This is a genomic window from Actinomadura parmotrematis (genome assembly GCF_019458805.1).
Taxonomy (GTDB): Bacteria; Actinomycetota; Actinomycetes; order Streptosporangiales; family Streptosporangiaceae; genus Spirillospora; species Spirillospora parmotrematis.
Window position 1 is genome coordinate 1 of the sequence record NZ_JAIBOA010000035.1, and the last position, 17,044, is coordinate 17,044.

17 protein-coding genes and 1 pseudogene are annotated in these 17,044 nt (G+C 74.0%); 8 read left to right on the plus strand and 10 right to left on the minus strand.

Annotated features, from left to right (window positions below; translation table 11 throughout):
* A partial coding sequence (locus K1Y72_RS34290; protein ID WP_220170703.1) for a WD40 repeat domain-containing protein occupies window positions 1-586 on the plus strand: 586 nt, incomplete at its 5' end.
* 1,627 nt (window positions 587-2,213) lie between these two features.
* Here the strand turns inward: K1Y72_RS34290 and K1Y72_RS37740 are convergent.
* Window positions 2,214-2,741: pseudogene (locus tag K1Y72_RS37740) on the minus strand (TerD family protein); the annotation flags it as partial.
* Between the two features lie 214 nt (window positions 2,742-2,955).
* Entirely contained in the window at window positions 2,956-4,419 is a 1,464-nt protein-coding gene (locus tag K1Y72_RS34300; protein WP_220170704.1) for an FAD-dependent oxidoreductase, read from the minus strand.
* Between the two features lie 92 nt (window positions 4,420-4,511).
* Between K1Y72_RS34300 and K1Y72_RS34305 the strand changes: the two genes are divergently transcribed.
* Window positions 4,512-4,979 carry a nuclear transport factor 2 family protein gene (locus K1Y72_RS34305; RefSeq protein ID WP_220170705.1) on the plus strand — a complete coding sequence of 156 codons (468 nt, stop codon included), beginning with the start codon at window positions 4,512-4,514 and terminating at the stop codon, window positions 4,977-4,979.
* Window positions 4,980-4,994: 15 nt separating this feature from the next.
* On the opposite strand, the gene K1Y72_RS34310 is transcribed toward K1Y72_RS34305, so the two are convergent.
* The 4 genes from K1Y72_RS34310 to K1Y72_RS34325 are packed head-to-tail and all read right to left on the minus strand — an operon-like array spanning window position 4,995 to window position 8,925.
* Window positions 4,995-5,801: an ABC transporter permease gene (locus K1Y72_RS34310; protein ID WP_220170706.1), complete on the minus strand. Its 807-nt coding sequence runs from the start codon at window positions 5,799-5,801 to the stop codon at window positions 4,995-4,997.
* On the minus strand, window positions 5,798-6,706 hold the full coding sequence (locus tag K1Y72_RS37495; protein WP_220170707.1) for an ABC transporter permease: 909 nt from the start codon (window positions 6,704-6,706) through the stop codon (window positions 5,798-5,800). The genes K1Y72_RS34310 and K1Y72_RS37495 overlap by 4 nt, the downstream gene beginning before the upstream one ends.
* The gene (locus tag K1Y72_RS34320; RefSeq protein WP_220170708.1) at window positions 6,703-7,899 is read right to left on the minus strand and encodes an ABC transporter substrate-binding protein; all 1,197 of its coding nucleotides are present in this window, start codon (window positions 7,897-7,899) and stop codon (window positions 6,703-6,705) included. The genes K1Y72_RS37495 and K1Y72_RS34320 overlap by 4 nt, the downstream gene beginning before the upstream one ends.
* A gap of 30 nt (window positions 7,900-7,929) precedes the next feature.
* A complete protein-coding gene (locus tag K1Y72_RS34325) occupies window positions 7,930-8,925 on the minus strand; it encodes an ABC transporter ATP-binding protein (RefSeq protein ID WP_220170709.1) in 996 nt (331 codons plus the stop codon).
* An 86-nt stretch (window positions 8,926-9,011) separates the two neighbouring features.
* On the opposite strand from K1Y72_RS34325, the gene K1Y72_RS34330 reads away from it, so the two are divergent.
* Window positions 9,012-9,728, plus strand: a complete 717-nt coding sequence (locus K1Y72_RS34330) for a FadR/GntR family transcriptional regulator (RefSeq protein WP_220170710.1) — start codon at window positions 9,012-9,014, stop codon at window positions 9,726-9,728.
* Between the two features lie 20 nt (window positions 9,729-9,748).
* Complete coding sequence (locus K1Y72_RS34335; RefSeq protein ID WP_220170711.1) at window positions 9,749-10,405, plus strand: cache domain-containing protein; 657 nt, start codon at window positions 9,749-9,751, stop codon at window positions 10,403-10,405.
* Between the two features lie 9 nt (window positions 10,406-10,414).
* Here K1Y72_RS34335 and K1Y72_RS34340 read toward each other — a convergent pair whose 3' ends face one another.
* Window positions 10,415-11,161, minus strand: a complete 747-nt coding sequence (locus tag K1Y72_RS34340; RefSeq protein WP_220170712.1) for an IclR family transcriptional regulator — start codon at window positions 11,159-11,161, stop codon at window positions 10,415-10,417.
* Window positions 11,162-11,275: 114 nt separating this feature from the next.
* Between K1Y72_RS34340 and K1Y72_RS34345 the strand changes: the two genes are divergently transcribed.
* From K1Y72_RS34345 to dmpG, 3 genes are read left to right on the plus strand one after another with little or no spacing between them, the layout of a single operon-like run.
* Complete coding sequence (locus K1Y72_RS34345) at window positions 11,276-12,070, plus strand: 2-keto-4-pentenoate hydratase (RefSeq protein ID WP_220170713.1); 795 nt, start codon at window positions 11,276-11,278, stop codon at window positions 12,068-12,070.
* Complete coding sequence (locus tag K1Y72_RS34350) at window positions 12,067-12,966, plus strand: acetaldehyde dehydrogenase (acetylating) (RefSeq protein WP_220170714.1); 900 nt, start codon at window positions 12,067-12,069, stop codon at window positions 12,964-12,966. Before K1Y72_RS34345 ends, K1Y72_RS34350 begins: the two co-directional genes overlap by 4 nt.
* Window positions 12,963-13,994: a 4-hydroxy-2-oxovalerate aldolase gene (gene dmpG / locus K1Y72_RS34355; protein WP_308287364.1), complete on the plus strand. Its 1,032-nt coding sequence runs from the start codon at window positions 12,963-12,965 to the stop codon at window positions 13,992-13,994. The genes K1Y72_RS34350 and dmpG overlap by 4 nt, the downstream gene beginning before the upstream one ends.
* On the opposite strand, the gene glsA is transcribed toward dmpG, so the two are convergent.
* Together glsA and K1Y72_RS34365 are read right to left on the minus strand one after the other, a co-directional pair.
* Complete coding sequence (gene glsA / locus K1Y72_RS34360) at window positions 13,991-14,992, minus strand: glutaminase A (RefSeq protein ID WP_220170715.1); 1,002 nt, start codon at window positions 14,990-14,992, stop codon at window positions 13,991-13,993. The genes dmpG and glsA overlap by 4 nt on opposite strands.
* Before the next feature lie 65 nt (window positions 14,993-15,057).
* Entirely contained in the window at window positions 15,058-15,990 is a 933-nt protein-coding gene (locus K1Y72_RS34365; RefSeq protein WP_220170716.1) for a M56 family metallopeptidase, read from the minus strand.
* Window positions 15,991-16,073: 83 nt separating this feature from the next.
* Between K1Y72_RS34365 and K1Y72_RS34370 the strand changes: the two genes are divergently transcribed.
* Window positions 16,074-16,472: a BlaI/MecI/CopY family transcriptional regulator gene (locus tag K1Y72_RS34370; protein ID WP_308287365.1), complete on the plus strand. Its 399-nt coding sequence runs from the start codon at window positions 16,074-16,076 to the stop codon at window positions 16,470-16,472.
* A 250-nt stretch (window positions 16,473-16,722) separates the two neighbouring features.
* On the opposite strand, the gene K1Y72_RS34375 is transcribed toward K1Y72_RS34370, so the two are convergent.
* Window positions 16,723-17,028, minus strand: coding sequence for a hypothetical protein (locus K1Y72_RS34375; protein ID WP_220170717.1), 306 nt, complete (start codon window positions 17,026-17,028; stop codon window positions 16,723-16,725).
* Between the last annotated feature and the right edge of the window lie 16 nt (window positions 17,029-17,044).

The window sequence follows — 17,044 nt, forward strand, 5'->3', positions numbered from 1 at the left end:
GGAGGGCCACGCGAGTGGTGTCAACGCGGTGGGGTGGAGTCCTGATGGTGGTGTTCTGGCCTCGGGCGATGGTGGTGGTGGGGTGCGGTTGTGGGATCCGGTGAGCGGTGAGTGTCTGCGCACTTTGGAGGGCCACGCGAGTGGTGTCAGGGCGGTGGGGTGGAGTCCTGATGGTGGTGTTCTGGCCACCGGCGGCGGCGATGGTGGGGTGCGGTTGTGGGATCCGGTGAGCGGTGAGTGTCTGCGCACGCTGGAGGGCCATACCGACTTCGTTCGGGATGTGTCCTGGAGCCCCGATGGTCGCACGTTGACCACCAGCAGCGACGATCGCAGCATCCGGTTCTGGGAGGCATCGAGTGGCCGCCTCATCGCGACCATAGTTCCGCTCCGTGATGGTGCCGCGGTGGTGGGACCGGATGAGCTCAGTTACAAGATGACGGGGAATCCCGCCGGAGAGCTGTGGTGGACGATCGGGCTGTGCAGGTACGAGCCCGGTGAGCTGGACGAGTTCGTGCCGGAGATGCAGAGGTTCCCGGACGACGCACCGCTGAGTGCGCTGAGCACGCTGAACCGCTCACCCGAGTAGGGGAAGCGCGGTGGCAGGCACCCGCAGGTATCGCAGGTTTCTGCGCGGTGCGGCTATGCCCACCCATGAGGTGAGAAGCAGCCAACGACTGCGCACCGGCGATGGCGCCTTGCCCGGCCCACCTCACCGCCCCCGGCCCACCGTCATCCTGCCCTCCGGGATGGAAGGGCGGAGCCGCAGCGCCCGATGCCGGCAGCGAGGAAGGTAGCCGCCCGCCGGCGGATCAGGCGACGGGGCCGGGCTCGGCGGGCTGGGCCGTGTCGGCCTTCAGGGCTTGGAGCACTTCCTGGTGGAAGCGGTCCATGGCGAGGTCGATGCTGCGGACGAAGCCGGCCTCCTCGGTGCCGCGCTTGGTGCCCATGCTGGACGACAGCGTCAGGCGGAAGGACGCGATCTGCTCGCCCCCGTCCGGCAGGAGCAGGCCGGGCTCGGCGGTGAGGTTCTTCAGCAGGTCGCAGGGGCCGGCGGTGTGGCCAGGGGCGAGGGCTTCGACGCGGAGTTCGGGCGGGGCCTGGTCGAGCTGGCGGAGGAGCCACTGGACGCGGGTGAGGGTGCGGGCGCGGGGTGCGGCGGGGAGCTCGACGGTGGTCTCGATCTGGCCGGTGCGCAGGTCGGCTTCGAGGAGGATCGGGCCGGCGGCGCTGGGGAAGCGGATCTCGGCGCTCATGCGTCCGGTGTCGACCAGGGAGGTGACGGTCTGCAGGCGGCGGACGGAGGCGTCGCCGTCGCGGCGCTTGCGGAGGACGGGGGCGATGGTGAGGCCGGTCCGGCCGCTGAGGCGCAGGCAGAGCTGGCGGATGAGCTTCTCCCAGCTCTCGGCGACCTGCATGGCGCGCCGGTCGCCGAGGCGGAGCGTGCCGGCGGTGATGGCGTTGCGGACCGGGACCCAGGCGGCGCCCATGTCGCGGAAGCCCTGGCAGCCGGCGCCGTCCTGGCGCAGGTAGTGCAGGAGCTCGCTGAGCAGCCAGGCGTGGACGGGGTTGGCGACACCGTCGTGGTGGCAGAGCATGTCGGCCTCGTGGGCGACCTCGGCCCACGACAGGTGGCGCAGCGCGACCTTGCGGAGCAGGCGCTTGTCGACGGCGACGGGGTGCTCGTTGGCCAGCGCGAGGTCGTTGGACAGGGTGATGACGGTCTCGTAGCCGTGCCGGGCCGCGACCTGGAGGTAGGCCTCGACCTGGTCGGCCTTGAGGGGGTTGCCGCCGGTCTTGGTCTCGATGAGGGCGGTCCAGATGCGGCCCGCGCGGGCCATGCGGACGACGCCGTCGGGGCGGACCTTGCCGTCGCCGTGCTTGAAGGTCGTCTCGGTGAAGGTCTGGAGGGTGCCGGCCGGGGCGCCGAAGCGCGCCGTGAGGCGGCGGCCGAACTCGGGGACCTGCGCCATGACCGCGAGCAGGACGGCGGTGGCGCGCGTTTCGCGTTCCTGGTCGTTGCGCAGTCCGGTGACGGGGAACAGGCGCGCGGGCTGCCAGGACGGGTTCTCGGCCAGGTTGACCTTGGCGGCCTTGGCGACGGTGGCCTTCTTCTTGGCCGTGCGGACCCGCTTGGGCCGTGCACCGTCCGCGGCCGGCGGCTCCGGGGACGCCGCGGAAGGGGAGGCCGCCGCCTGTTCCTCCTCGGTGTCGTCCACGCCGACGCCGAACTCGGCGGCCAGGCCGGCGAGCCCGGACGTGTAGCCCTGCCCGACGGCCCGGAACTTCCAGCCGTCGCCCCGGCGGTAGAGCTCGCCGAAGATGAACGCCGTCTCGGCGTCGGCGTCCTTGATCGGGAAGGTCAGCAGCCCGGTCCCGGCGCTGTCGGAGAGGGTGAGGCACAGGTCGTCCAGGGCGCCGAAGGTCGCCCCCGCGTACCGGCTGGCGGCGATGACGACGCGCTGCACGCCGGGGCGCAGGGCGTCGAGGTCGACCAGGATGCGGTCCTCGCTGCCGGTGGCGGTGGGGGATTTGCCGAGCAGGCGGACGGCCTCGTCGGCGGTCGCGGGCTGGTTGTAGAAGACGAGGTCGGCGTCGCCGCCGACCTTGCCGCCGGCACCGACCAGGAACACCGAGACGTCGGCTTCGCCCTCGCCCGAGGGGTCGATCCAGCTCAGCGCCACCGTCAGCGGCCCGCCCGCCGTGGTGAGGCCGGACATCTCGATGTTGGCGCCCTTGGACATGTGCTGCACTGCGGCGGCTCCTTCGCTCGTGGTGACGTCGCGCGCGGTGGGAGCCGGCGGGAGCCGTGGGCCGGGACGACACGGAAGGCGACCGTCCGCACACGCATCGCCAGCGTAGATCGCCTGGTTCGGTGCCGGGACTCTCCGTGGGCGATAGGCCACACTCGGCCACGAGACAGGCGCGGCTGTCCGGCCCGCTCCGTGGACGGCCCCATCAGGGGCGGGCGGCGGCGGTGCCGGCGCGGCGGCCGTAGAAGCTGCCGTCGCCGAGGGACGCGCCGCTGGCGTAGCCGCCGGCGCAGACGCCCGAGGTGCAGCGGCCCGCGGCGAACAGGCCGGGGACGGGGTCGCCGGAGGCGCGCAGGACGCGGGAGTCCAGGTCGGTGCGCAGGCCGCCGAGGGTGAACCCGGCGGTGCAGCCGCGCAGGTCATAGGCGCCGAAGGGGCCGGTGAGCGGGCGGAGCCAGCGCGGGGACTTGCCGAGGAGGGGGTCCCGGGACGCGGCGGCGCCCTCGTTGTAGGCGGCGAGGGTGGCCTGGAGCGAGCCGGCGGGCAGGCCCATCTCGGTCTCCAGCTCCTCGACGGTGCCCGCCGCCCAGGTGGGCGGGGTGCGGAAGAACGGCGTGGCCGTCGTGCTGGCGAGGGCGTCCTCATGGCCGGTCTCGTCGAGGACGAGGAACGCCTGGTCGTCCTGCTCGGCGAGGGTGAGCTGGGCGATGCGGCCCGCGTAGGTGTCCTCGGGGACGTACCGCTCGCCGCGGCCGTTCACGAGGACGCCGCGGGCGAGCATCTGCGGGTCGGCGAAGATGACGGCCTCGGCGGCGTCCATGTGCGCGACGTCGGCGCCGATCGCCTGGGCCATGAGGATGGACGCGCCGTCGTGCTCCTCGATCGCGGCGGCGGGGCGCCCGGCGAGGCGCGGCGCGTACCGCTCCACCATGGCGTCGTTGTAGACGAAGCTGCCCGTCGCGAGGACGACGCCGCGGTGCGCGCGGACCGCCAGCTCCCGCCCGTAGCGGGTGGCGACGACCCCGACGACGCGCCCGCCGTCGTCGACGACCAGCGAGCGGACCCGGACGTCGTACTCGGCCGTGACGTCGAGCGACTCGGCGGTCTCGACCAGCGGCCGCACGAGCATGTAGCCGCCGCCCCGCTGCCCGATCCGCTTGCCGTCCATCTGCGGGACGTGGCCGCGCGGCGCGGGGACGGCGATCGCGTCGAACGGCGCGGCGTTCTCGCCGCCGGAGTACATGAGCCCCTCGTCGCGCGGCGGCTCCCAGCCCGGCTCGGGCCAGAACTCCTTCTTGAACCGCACCCCGCAGCCCACGAGCCACCGGTAGTGCTCGACGCTGCCCGCGCAGTAGTCGCGGATCTTGGCCTCGTCGGCGTCCGGGCCGAGGGCGGCGAGCATGAACCGGGCCATGTTCTCCGGCGAGTCCTCGAACCCGAGGGCCCGCTGGAGCGGGGTGCCGCCGCCGAGGTAGACGAACCCGCCGGCCATCGTCGCCGCGCCGCCCCAGCCGCCGGTCCGCTCCAGGACGAGCACCCCGGCGCCGGCCCGCGCCGCCTCGACCGCCGCCGCGGCGCCCGCGATGCCGTAGCCGGCGACGACGACGTCCGCCGCCAGGTCCCAGCGCTCCACCGACGCGGCCGCGCGAGCCGCGTAGTCCTCCGGCATGAACACGTCCCTCCCGGCCGACGGGGCTCCTTGCGCCGAAATATAACCTGTTCTACTTTGGCGCGGGGGCCGGACGAGCCGTGGAGGAGCCGATGGACCTGATCGCCCTTGAGGAGATCCGCGCCCTCAAGTACCGCTACCTGCGCACCCTGGACCTCAAGCGCTGGGACGACTTCGCCGCCACCCTCGCCCCGGACGTCACCGCCGACTACGGCTCGCCGTCGGGCGGCCGCCCCCTCGTCTTCACCGGCCGCGACGAGGTCGTCGGCTACCTGCGGTCCGCGCTCGGGGCGGGCGTCACCACCGTGCACGTCTGCTCGCACCCGGAGATCGCGTGCGACGGGGACGCCGCCGAGGGCACCTGGTGCCTGGAGGACACCGTCCTCGTCCCCGAACACAAGATCATGATCCGGGGCGCGGCGTACTACACCGACGCCTACCGCCGCGACGAGGGCGTCTGGCGCATCAGCGGCACCCGTTACCGGCGCCTGTACGAGGCGGTCGTCCCGTTCGACGCCCTCCCCGGCTTCCGCCTCACCGCCGACCTGTGGTCCTCCTGACGCGGGCGGACCCGGTCAGTGGGCGGTCGCCTCGCCGGACAGGCGCTGGGCGAGCCAGACCGGCACGACCGACAGGACGATGAGCACGGCGGCGACGACGTTGACGACCGGGGCCTGGTTCGGCCGGAACAGGTTGGTGAAGATCCAGATCGGCAGCGTGGTGACGCCGGGCCCCGCGGTGAACGTGGTGACGATGATCTCGTCGAAGCTCAGCGCGAACGCCAGCAGCCCGCCGGCCAGCAGCGCCGGGCGGAGCAGCGGGAACGTCACGTACCGGAACGTCTGGAAGGGGTCGGCGCCGAGGTCGGCGGACGCCTCCTCCACGGCGGTGCCCATCCGCCGGAGCCGCGCCAGCACGTTGTTGTAGATCGTCACGATGCAGAACGTGGCGTGCCCGACGATCACGGTGAACAGGCCGAGGCCGATGCCGAGCGGCTTCAGCACCACCTGGAAGGCGTTGCCGAGCGCGATGCCGGTGACGATGCCGGGCAGCGCGATCGGCAGCACCACCAGCAGCGACACCGTGTCGCGGCCGAAGAACCGGAACCGCTGCACCGCGAACGCCACCATCGTGCCGAGCACCAGCGCGACCGCCGTCGCGCCGGCGCCCGCCTTCAGGCTGGTCAGCACCGCCTGCCGGGCGCCCTCGTTGTCGAGCGCGTGCGCCCACCAGGCGGTGGTGAGGCCGCTCGGCGGCCACCCGAACGACCGGTCGGCGTTGAAGCTGTTCAGCACCACCAGGAACAGCGGGACGTACACGAACGCCAGCCCGAGCGCCGTGAACGCCCGCAGGGCGAGGCGCGCGCCGCGCGACAGGGTCACAGCTCCTCCAGGGCGCCGGTGCGGCGGACCGCCGCGATGTAGACGAGCATGACGACGACGGGGACGGTCGCGACGGCCGCCGCGAACGGCAGGTCGTTGGCCGCGCCGATGTTGTCGTAGACGACGTTGCCGATGAGCTGCCCCCGCCCCCCAACGATCTTCACGGTGATGTAGTCGCCGAGCGACAGCGAGAAGGTGAACAGCGACCCCGCCGCGATCGACGGGAACACCATCGGGGCGACGACGCGGCGCAGCGTCCGCAGCGTCCCCGCGCCGAGGTCGCCGGAGGCGTCCAGCAGCGAGTCGGGCAGCCGCTCCAGGCCGGTGTAGATCGGCAGGATCATGTAGGGCAGCCACAGGTAGGTGAGCACCAGCACCGTCGCGGTGAGGCCGTAGCCGGGGCCGCGCGCGCCGAGCGGGCCGAGCGCCCAGTTGAGCAGCCCGTCGTCGGCGAGGATGACCCGCCAGGCGTACACCTTCACCAGGTAGGCCGCCCAGAGCGGCGTCAGGACCGCGATCAGCAGGTACGGGCGCCACCGGGGGCGCGCGACCTTGGCCATGTAGAAGGCCATCGGGAAGGCGATCGCCAGGCAGAGGACGGTCACGCCGGCGGCGACCGCGACCGAGCGGAGCGCGATCGTCCGGTAGACCTCGCCGGTCCACAGGTCCTGGAAGTTCTGCCAGGTGAACGTCCGGTCGACCTCGCCGGTGAAGGTGTCGGTCGACCAGAACGCCGTCAGCAGCATCGCGAACAGCGCGCCGAGGTAGGCGACGACGAGCCAGAGCATCGGCGCCGACAGCAGCAGCCCGAGCCGCACGAGCGGCCGGCGGTGCAGCAGGGCCGCCGCCCGGCGCCGCAGGGACGCCGGGCGGCCGGGGAGCGTGGTGGGGGCGAGGCCGCTCACCCCTTGATCTCCGTCCAGGCGCGCGTCCACTGCGCGTAGTCGACGCACTTGGCGTCGGTACGGCCGTCGAGGCACTGGGCGATCGGGGTCGTCCAGAAGTGGACCTTGGAGAAGTACGCCTCGTCGGCGGCGTGGAAGGTCGTGCAGAACGACTTGTCGGACGTCTCGGCGCACGCCTTGCTGTTGGCGGGGGCCTCGCCGAACCACTCGGCGACCTGCGCGTTCACCTTCGGCGACACGATCCAGTCCAGCCACTTGTAGGCGCAGTTGGGGTGCTCGGCCTTCGCCGCGACCATCCAGGTGTCGGACCAGCCGGTCGCGCCCTCCTTCGGCAGCACCGTGCCGACCTTGGTCTTCTCGGCCGCCACCAGGTTGGCGATGACCTGCCAGGTGGTGCCGATGACCGAGTCGCCGCTCTTGAACGCCTGCACCTCCTTGGTGTAGTCCGACCAGTACTCGCCGACGTTGGCCTTCTGCTGCTTCAGCAGCGCGACGGCCGCGTCGAACTGCTTCTGGTCGAGGGCGTAGGGGTCCTTGATGCCGAGGTCGGGCTTGGCCGACATCAGGTAGAGCGCGGCGTCGGCGATGTAGATGGGGGAGTCGTAGGCCGTGACGTGGCCCTTGTACGCCGAGCCCTGGTCGAACACCGCGCTCCAGGAATCAGGGGCGGTGGCGACCTTGTCGCTGCGCCACATCAGCAGGTTCGCGCCGCGCCCGTGCGGGATGCCGTAGGCGACGCCCTTGATGGAGTTCCACGGCTTGTTCTTCAGGCCCGCGAACACGTCGGCGTAGTTCGGGACGAGCGCGGTGTTGACGGGCGCGACCTGCCCGCCCGCGATGAGCCGCAGCGAGGCGTCGCCGGACGCCGACACCGCGTCGTACTCGCCGGTCTTCATCAGCGCGACCATCTCGTCGGAGGTCCCGGCGACCTTGGAGTTGACCTTGCAGCCGGTCTGCTTCTCGAACGGGTGGACCCAGTCGACGGACTTGTCGTTGGAGCCGTCCTCGGCGTAGCCCGCCCAGTTGACGATGTTCACCTCGCCCTCGCCGGCGCCGAGCGCCTTCTGGGCGGGGATGTTCGGGACCTTGAAGCCCTGGCCGGAGGCGGTGGACGAGCCGTCGCCGCCGCCGCAGGCCGACAGGGCGAGCAGGGACAGGGCCGCGAACGCGACCCCGAGGCGCTTGGTCTGCATGGGGGACTCCGCTGCTTTCAGGGGGTGGTCTCAGGGGGTGAGGAACTCGTGCTCGGCGCGCCAGGACAGGCGCACCCGCTCGTCGCGCAGCCGCATGACGTCCATGGAGGAGGTCTGCAGGTTCTGCTGGAGGGCGACCGCGCGCCCGCCGCCGTCCAGGTCGACGACGAAGCGCGTGTGCGGCCCGGCGTAGACCACCTCGGCGACGGTGCCGGTCGCCGACCGGTCCGCCTCGCCCGCCCCGCCGGCGTCCAGGAGGTCGAGCCGGATCTTCTCGGGGCGGACGTGGACGTCGCCGATGCGGTTGGAGGTGCCGACGAACGCGGCCACGAACGCCGTCGCGGGCCGCTCGTAGACCTCGGCGGGGGTGCCGACCTGCTCGACGCGGCCCCGGTTGAAGACCGCGACGCGGTCGGACATGGTCAGCGCCTCCTCCTGGTCGTGGGTGACGAACAGGAAGGTGATGCCGGCGCGCCGCTGGATCTCCTTGAGCTCCACCTGCATCTCCTCGCGGAGCTTCAGGTCCAGCGCGCCGAGCGGCTCGTCGAGCAGCAGCACCCGCGGCTCGTTGACGAGCGCGCGGGCGAGGGCGACGCGCTGGCGCTGCCCGCCCGACAGCTGGGCGGGGCGCCGGTCGTCGAACCCCTCCAGGCGCACCGACCGGAGCGCCTCGCGGGCCCGCTCCCGCCGCCGCGCCTTCGCGACCTTGCGCACCCGCAGCCCGTACTCGACGTTCTGCAGGATCGTCAGGTGGGGGAACAGCGCGTAGTCCTGGAAGACGGTGTTGACGTCGCGGTCGAAGGGGGCGAGGGCCGTGACGTCGCGGCCGGCCAGCTCGACGCGGCCCCCGGTGGGGCGCTCGAAACCCGCGATCATGCGCAGCACGGTCGTCTTGCCCGACCCCGAGGGCCCGAGCATCGAGAAGAACTCGCCGTCGCGGATCTCCAGGTCGACCCCGGCGACCGCGTCCACGGCCCCGAAGCTCTTGCGTACGCCGCTCAGCCGAACGGCCGTCTGGTCAGCCATGCACGGAAAAATATGGACTCATATGTTTAAGTTCAAGACACGGTCTTATAACGTGGGTCCTCGCGGAACCGGGTGAAGGGGGCGGCATGGGGCTGGACGACCCTCGGCTCGCCGTCTTCTCGCCCGTGGACAGCACCGCCCGCGTCGACGTCGTGGTCCGGCGGCTCGCCGACGCGATCGCGCTGGAGCTGCTCGCCGACGGCGAGCAGCTGCCGAGCGAGCTGGAGCTCGCCGCGCGGCTCGGCGTCTCGACGGTGACGCTGCGCGAGGCCCTGGTCAGCCTGCGCCACCTCGGCCTGGTGGAGACCCGCCGCGGACGCGGGGGCGGCTCGTTCGTGCGGACGCCGAAGCCCGCCGACGCCGGCGCCCTCCCGCCGGGCCTGTCGCCGCAGGAGCTGCGCGACTTCGGCGACCACTACGCCGCGATCTCCGGCGCGGCCGCCCGCCTCGCCGCCGAGCGCTCGCTCGCCGCCGAGCTCGCCCCGCTCCGCCGCACGGTGAAGGAGATGGACGCCGCCGGCGGCGCCGCCGAGCTGCGCCGCCTGGACGGCCGGTTCCACATCGAGGTGGCGGCGGCGTCCCAGTCGGCGCGCCTCACCCGCGAGGAGATCGCGCTCCAGGCCGACGCCGGGCTGCTGCTCTGGCTGCCCTACGGGCCCGCCGACGGCGCGGCCGTCGCCCGCCGGCACCGTGAGATCTTCGCCGCCATCGCTTCCGGAGACGGCGAGGCAGCCCGTACCCTGGCCGAACGCCACATCCTGGAGGCGGTGGAGCGGATGGTCGAGCTCCGGCTCCGGGACTGAACCCCCCTCGGGCTGGACCCATGACCGTCATCGACCGCGTGACCGGCCTCGCCGACCGCGTCTTCGTCACCCTGGCCGACGTGCGCGACGCCACCGCCGCGCTCGCCGAGAGCCGCGACCTGCGCTCCGCCGACCTGGCCCGGCTGCGGCCGCTGCTGTTCGGCGGCCTCGGGCCGCTCATCGTCGGCCTCGGCTTCATCGCCCTGCCGGGCCTGCTGCCCGACGCCCCCTGGTACCTGGAGTGGTGGCAGCACGACCCCGACGGCCCGCCGACGCAGCTCGCCGTCGACCTCGACCCGGCCGGGCCCGCCTTCTACGACTACACCCAGTGGGACTGGTTCGCCCAACCTCGGGCCGGGGTGGGGCGCGCCATCTGCGGCCCCTACGTCGACTACCTGTGCACCGACGAGTACAGCCTCACGTTCTCGATGCCGGTGCTGGCGGGCGGGGCGTTCATCGGGGTGGCGGCGGCCGACGTGTTCGTCAGCTCCTTCGAGCGCCACCTGCTGCCCGCGTTGAAGACCGCGCCCGCGCCCACGTTCGTCACCAACGCCGCCGGCCGCGTCATCGCCTCCAACACCGTGCGGTGGACGAGCGGCTCGGTGTTCCGCGGCGCGCCCGGCCTCACCGCGAGCCCCGTCGGCGCCACCGGCCTCGCCCTCGTCACGTCGGGCTGAGGCGCGCGGTCAGGGCCGGCCGAGGGTGCGGGACAGGGCCAGCGCGGCGGTGTGGACGGCGGGGGAGACCTGGTCGAGGCGCATCCGGCCGCTCCGGCCCGAGACCGACAGGGCGCCGAGCACCTCGCCGCCGGCGCCGAGGACGGGGCTCGCCGCGCAGACGATGCCGAGGCCCGACTCCTCCTGGTCGTAGGCGACGCCCGCGCGCCGGACGGCGGCGAGCGTCCGCAGCAGCAGGCCGGGCGCGACGGTGCTGCGCTCGCTGAGGCGGGGCAGGCCGCCGTCCAGGACGGCGCGCACCGTCTCGGGCGGGCAGAACGCCAGCATCGCCTTGCCGACGCCGGTCGCGTGCGCGGGCAGCCGCCCGCCGACCCGCGACGGCAGCGGCGGACCGCCCGGGGCGGCCAGGATGTCGACGTAGACGACCTCGGCGCCGTCCAGGATCGCCAGGTGGACGGTCTGCCCGGTGGCCGCGCGCAGGTCCTGCATGTAGGGGCGGGCGGCGTCGCGGAGGACGCGCTGGCGCGGCACGCGCTGCCCGATCTCGAACAGCCGCATCCCCAGCCGGACGTGCGCGGCGTGCCGTTCGAGGAGGCCCTCCTCCACCAGCGCCAGCACGATGCGGTGCACGGTCGACTTCGGCAGGCCGGTGCGGCGGGCCAGCTCGGCGGCGCCGACGGCGTCCTCCTCGCCCCGGAACGCGCCGAGCACGGCGACCACCCGGTGCAGGTAGGTGTCGTCGGTCGGGGCGGCCATACCGCCAGCATAAGGCGGCTTTTCCGGATCGCGTCCCGTCACGTGGGACGCGGTGCTCGCCGCGCCCGGCGGTCCGGGCGCAGGATCGCAGGGCGGTCATGAGAAAGGACGACCATGGACCCTGCCATCGTGGAGAAGGCGGCCGCCGGGCTGCTGGGGGCGTACGCCTCCCGCACCCCGGTCCGGCCGCCGAGTGAAGAGGCCCCGGGCCTGACGCTCGCGGACGCCTACGCGGTCCAGCTCGCCCAGGTGGCGCGCTGGACGGCGGACGGCGCGCGGATCAAGGGCCACAAGGTCGGCCTGACGTCCGCGGCGATGCAGCGCCAGCTCGGGGTGGACCAGCCCGACTACGGGCACCTGCTGGACACCATGTTCCACGCCGACTCCGCGCCGATCGACGCCGGCCGCTTCCTGCAGCCGCGCATCGAGCCGGAGATCGCGTTCGTGCTCGGCCGCCCGCTCGCCGGACCCGGCGTGACGGCGGCCGACGCGGCGGCGGCGGTGGACTTCGTGCTGCCCGCCCTGGAGATCATCGACTCGCGGGTCGCGGACTGGCGGATCACCCTCGCCGACACCGTCGCCGACAACGCCTCCAGCGGCGGCGTCGTCCTCGGCACCACGCCGGTCCGCCCCGACGGGCTCGACCTCGCGCTCACCGGCTGCCTCCTGCACCGCGACGGCGTCCTGATCGACACCGGCGCGGGCGGCGCGGTGCTCGGCGCGCCGCTGAACGCGCTCGTCTGGCTCGCCAACGCCCTCGGCGAGCTCGGCGTCACGCTGGAGGCCGGGCACGTGGTGCTGCCCGGATCGGTCACCGCCGCCGTGCCGGTGACCCCCGGCAGCACGTTCACCGCGACGTTCGCCGGCATCGGCGCCGTCACCGCCCGCTTCGCCGGGGAGGACGCGTGAGCAGGCTGACCGCCGCGATCGTCGGCCCCGGCAACATCGGCACCGACCTGCTGGTGAAGCTGCTGCGCAGCGACGCGATCGACGTGCACTCGATGGTCGGCGTCGATCCCGAATCGGAGGGCCTCGCCCGCGCCCGCGCGCTCGGCGTGCGGGCGTCCGCCGGGGGCGTGGACTGGCTGCTCGCCCAGGACGACCCGCCCGACCTGGTCTTCGAGGCGACCTCCGCCAAGGCCCACCTCGCCAACGCCCCGCGCTACGCCGAGGCGGGCGTGCAGGCCATCGACCTCACCCCGGCGGCGATCGGGCCGTTCGTCTGCCCGCCGGTCAACCTGGACACCCTCGCCGGCGCCGCCAACCTCAACATGATCACCTGCGGCGGGCAGGCCACCATCCCGATCGTGCACGCGGTCGCGCGGGTCGCGCCGGTCGAGTACGCCGAGATCGTCGCGTCCATCGCCTCGCGCTCGGCGGGCCCCGGCACCCGCGCCAACATCGACGAGTTCACCGAGACGACCGCCCGCGCGATCGAGGAGGTCGGCGGCGCCGGCCGCGGCAAGGCGATCATCATCCTCAACCCGGTGGACCCGCCGATGATCATGCGGGACACGGTGTTCTGCGCGATCCCCGCCGACGCCGACACCGGCGCGATCACCGCGTCCGTGCACGCCATGGTGGAGCGCGTCGCCGCCTACGTCCCCGGCTACGCGCTGCGCGCCGAGCCGCAGTTCGACCCGCCCCGCGAGGGCTGGAACGGCCGCGCCCGCGTCGCGGTGTTCCTGGAGGTCCGCGGCAACGGCGACCACCTCCCGCCCTGGGCGGGCAACCTCGACATCATGACCGCGGCCGCCGCCTCCGTCGGCGAGCGGCTCGCCCTCGGCAAGGAGGCGATCGCGTGAGCGCGCCCGTCCGGATCACCGACTCCACGCTGCGCGACGGCAGCCACGCCATGGCCCACCGGTTCACCGAGGGCCAGGTCCGCGGCGTCGTGCACGCCCTGGACTCCGCCGGCGTCGAGGTCATCGAGGTCGCGCACGGCGACGGCCTCGGCGGCTCCTCGTTCAACTACGGCTTCTCGCTCGAAGACGAGATCGAGCTCATCGGCGCCGCCGTCGACGAGGCGGCCCGCGCGAAGATCGCGGTGCTGCTGCTGCCCGGCCTCGGCACCGTGGAGGACCTGCGGCACGCCCGCGGCGCCGGCGCGTCCGTCGCCCGCATCGCCACCCACTGCACCGAGGCCGACGTGTCGGCGCAGCACTTCGCGGCCGCCCGCGAGCTCGGCATGGAGACCGTCGGGTTCCTCATGCTGTCGCACCGCATCGGCCCCGCCGAGCTGGCCGCACAGGCGCGGATCATGGCGGACGCGGGCGCGCAGTGCGTCTACGTCGTCGACTCGGCGGGCGCGATGGTCCTCGGCGACGCCCAGGCCCGCGTGTCCGCGCTCGTCGCCGAGCTCGGCGACGACGCGCAGGTGGGGTTCCACGGCCACCAGAACCTCTCGCTCGGCGTCGCCAACTCGGTGCTGGCCTACCAGAACGGCGCCACCCAGATCGACGGGGCGCTCTGCGCCCTCGGCGCGGGCGCCGGCAACGCGCCGACCGAGATCGTCGCCGCGACGTTCGAGCGGATGGGCATCGCCACCGGCGTCGACGTGCAGGGCGTGATGGCGGCCGCGCAGGACGTCGTGCAGCCGTTCCTGCCGCGGCTGCCGTTCGCCGACCGGTCGGCGATCACGCAGGGGTACGCCGGGGTCTACTCCAGCTTCCTGCTGCACGCCGAGCGCGCCGCCGAGCGCTACGGCGTGCCCGCCCACGCCATCCTGCAGCGGGTCGGGGAGGCCGGCTACGTCGGCGGCCAGGAGGACATGATCATCGACGTGGCGCTGCAGCTCGCTCGCGAGCGCGACGGCGCGCCCGCCGGCGGCTAGCCCGCGGCGGCGTGGACGCGGGAGGCGAAGAGGTTGAGGCCGAGCGTCCGGGACAGGTGGGCGACGGCGTGCCGGCCGCGCACGCTGTTGCCCGCCGCGTCCAGCCGCGGCGCGAACGTGCCGATCGCGCCCTTGCCGGGCGCGACGGCGACGATGCCGCCCGACACCCCCGACTTCGCCGGCAGGCCGATCTCGAACAGCCACTCGCCCGACCGCTGGTACATGCCGTTGGCGGCGAGCACCGCCAGGGTGTCGCGGCAGACCTCCGGCGACACCACCCGCCGCCCGGTGACGGGGTTGGTGCCGCCGTCGGCGAGCGTCGCGCCCATCACCGCGAGGTCGCGGGCGCTCACCAGCAGCGCGCACTGGCGGGTGTAGAGGTCCACCGCGGCCGGCGGGTCGGCGTCCAGCCGCCCGTGGCTCTGCAGGAGGCGGGCGATCGCCTGGTTGCGCCGGTTGGTCGCGGCCTCGGAGTCGTAGACCTCCTCGTCGAGGGCCAGCGGGCGGCCCGCGAACGCCGACAGCCCGGCGCGGATCGCCTCCCAGCGCCCCGCCGGGCCGCTCCCCGGGACGAGCGCCGTGGTGGCGATCGCGCCCGCGTTCACCATCGGGTTCATCGGGCTGCCGCCGTTCAGCTCGATCGCGATGACCGAGTCGAACGCCAGGCCGGTGTTGTCGACGCCGACGCGCTCGGCCACGGCGCGGTGCCCGAGCGCCTCGCACACCAGCGCGTACACGAACGCCTTGGACACCGACTGGATCGTGAACGGGACGGCGGCGTCCCCGGCGGCGTGCACCCGGCCGTCGACCCCGGCGACGCTCACGCCGAACAGCTCGGGGTCGGCCCCGGCGAGCGCCGGGATGTACCCGGCGACGGTGCCGCCCGTGGCGGCCTTCGCACGCTCGTAGGCGTCCAGGACGAGGGCGCCGACGCGCTCCCGGCCGGGCAGCGAGCCGGTCGACACCGCCTGCTCGACCTCGGCGTCCTGCGGATCCATGAACCCCCGCCACGAAGAGCGACCGAACGATTCCGATCAGTATAGGGAGTCCGGTCGCGGCGGCGTCAGGGGCCGGTGCCGTGCGCCTTCGCCAGCAGCTCGACGAGGTCGATCAGCGCCTCGCCCGTCCAGACGATCGAGCTGGCGGCCAGCAGCGCCGGCACGGCCGCGAGCCAGGCGAGGCGCCCGGCGGGCGGCGGCGCGAGCAGCTCGCCCACCCGGCGCGGGACGGCGCCGGGGCGGACGGCGCGCGCGAAGGAGACGGCGGACGGCGCGGGCGGCGCGGGCCGCCCGGCGGCGGCGAGCGCGGCGGCGCCGATGGCCTTCGCGACCGTCCGCCGGTCGCCGACGGCGCGGGCGGCCTGCTCGTCGGCGGCCCGCTCGATCAGGTAGGACACCCGGGGCGCCACCCAGCGGAGCGCCGGATGCAGCGCCCCCGCCAGCTCGGCCAGCAGGATCAGCCGCGGATGCCCGGCGTCCAGGTGCGCCCGCTCGTGCGCGACCAGCGCCTCGAACTGCCGGTCGTCCAGCGCCGCGCGCATCGCGGTGGTGACGACGATCCGCCCCGGGCGGCCGGGGACGGCGAACGCGTCCACCGCCTCGTCGTCGACCAGGACGATCGCCCGGTCGGCCGGGAGCCCGGCGAACCGCCGGGCGACCGAGCGCCCGCGCCGGTGCCGGCGCCGCACCCGCGCCGCCGCGACGAGTCCGGCGGCGAGCAGCGCCGCCGACAGCCAGGTGACCCAGGGGACGTGCGCGGTGTCGTCCGCCACCGTCCGGGAGGACTCCCCGAACCGGGCGGCGACGGCCGGGACCTCCGCCGCGGCCGCCACGGTGAACGCCGCGAGGACGGCGACGGCGGCGAGGGCGGTGGCGAAGGCGGACCAGGCGAGCGCGGCGGCGCCCGTCGCGGGGGCGAGGCGGCGCGCCGGCAGCGCGGCGGTGCCCACCAGCAGAACCGGCACGACCAGCACGGACCAGACGAAATGATCGAACACGCTGTTTCCTGACGCGAAGGGACGTACCAGTGTCGCATCCTCCGTGGCCTCGGTGGCCCCCGCCCGCTGGCTAGAGTTCGGGGGTGACGCCGAACCGATCATCGGACTCCGGGCCGCCGGCGCCGCGCCGCCGCGCGGGCCGGCTGGAAGCCCAGATCATCACCGTGCTGGCCGAGGCCGACCGGCCGCTGACCACCGGCGAGGTGCTGGAGCGGCTCGGCGCCGACAGCGGACTGTCCTACAGCACGGTCGTCACGACCCTCACCCGCCTGCACCGCAAGGGCGCCCTCGCCCGGCACCGCCACGGGCGCGCCTTCCGCTACCAGGCGATGGCCGACGCCGCCGACCTCACCGCGCTGCGCATGAACCGGCTGCTGGCCGAGGACCCCGACCGCGCGTCCGTGCTCCGGCGCTTCGTCGGCACCCTCGACCCCGGCGACGAGGACGTCCTGCGCGACCTCCTCCGCGACGCGGGGGAGTAGCGCGGACCCGCCCCGGCCCCTGGGCGGGGCGGACCCGCAGGCCGACCGCAGCCGACCTTCTACACGAAGTAAAAGATAGCCACCGCCCCATCCCCGGTCCCCCTTCCCCCACCCCCGCACCCGCCCGCACCCCCTGACCACCCGGTCACCACCCGTTGAGATGCGGCGTGTTGGCCTCTTTCGATCGTCAAAGTGCCCAACACGCCGCATCTCAACGTTCGGTGACCGGACGGTCACGATCGGCGGGGCATCAGCGGGCTTTGAGGGTGCGGGCGATGAGGACGGCCGCGTCCTCGGTGCGGGAGGCGGGGGCGATGGGCTCGGCCCAGGAGTGGAAGAACCACAGGCGGCCGGAGTCGGCGGGGTTGGGGCGGCAGGTCACCGTGTCGGTGGGCTCGGGGTTGGCGGGGCAGCACCCCTCGGCGTGGGGGTTGGCGACCCGCAGGCCGTCCGGCTTGATCTGGGCGTCCAGGTCGTAGAGGTCCAGCCGCCGCAGGAGGGCCGCCAGATGGGCGTGCGCCCGCGACGTGGGCTGCTGCACGGAACTCTGGGTCATGGATCCCAAGCTACGC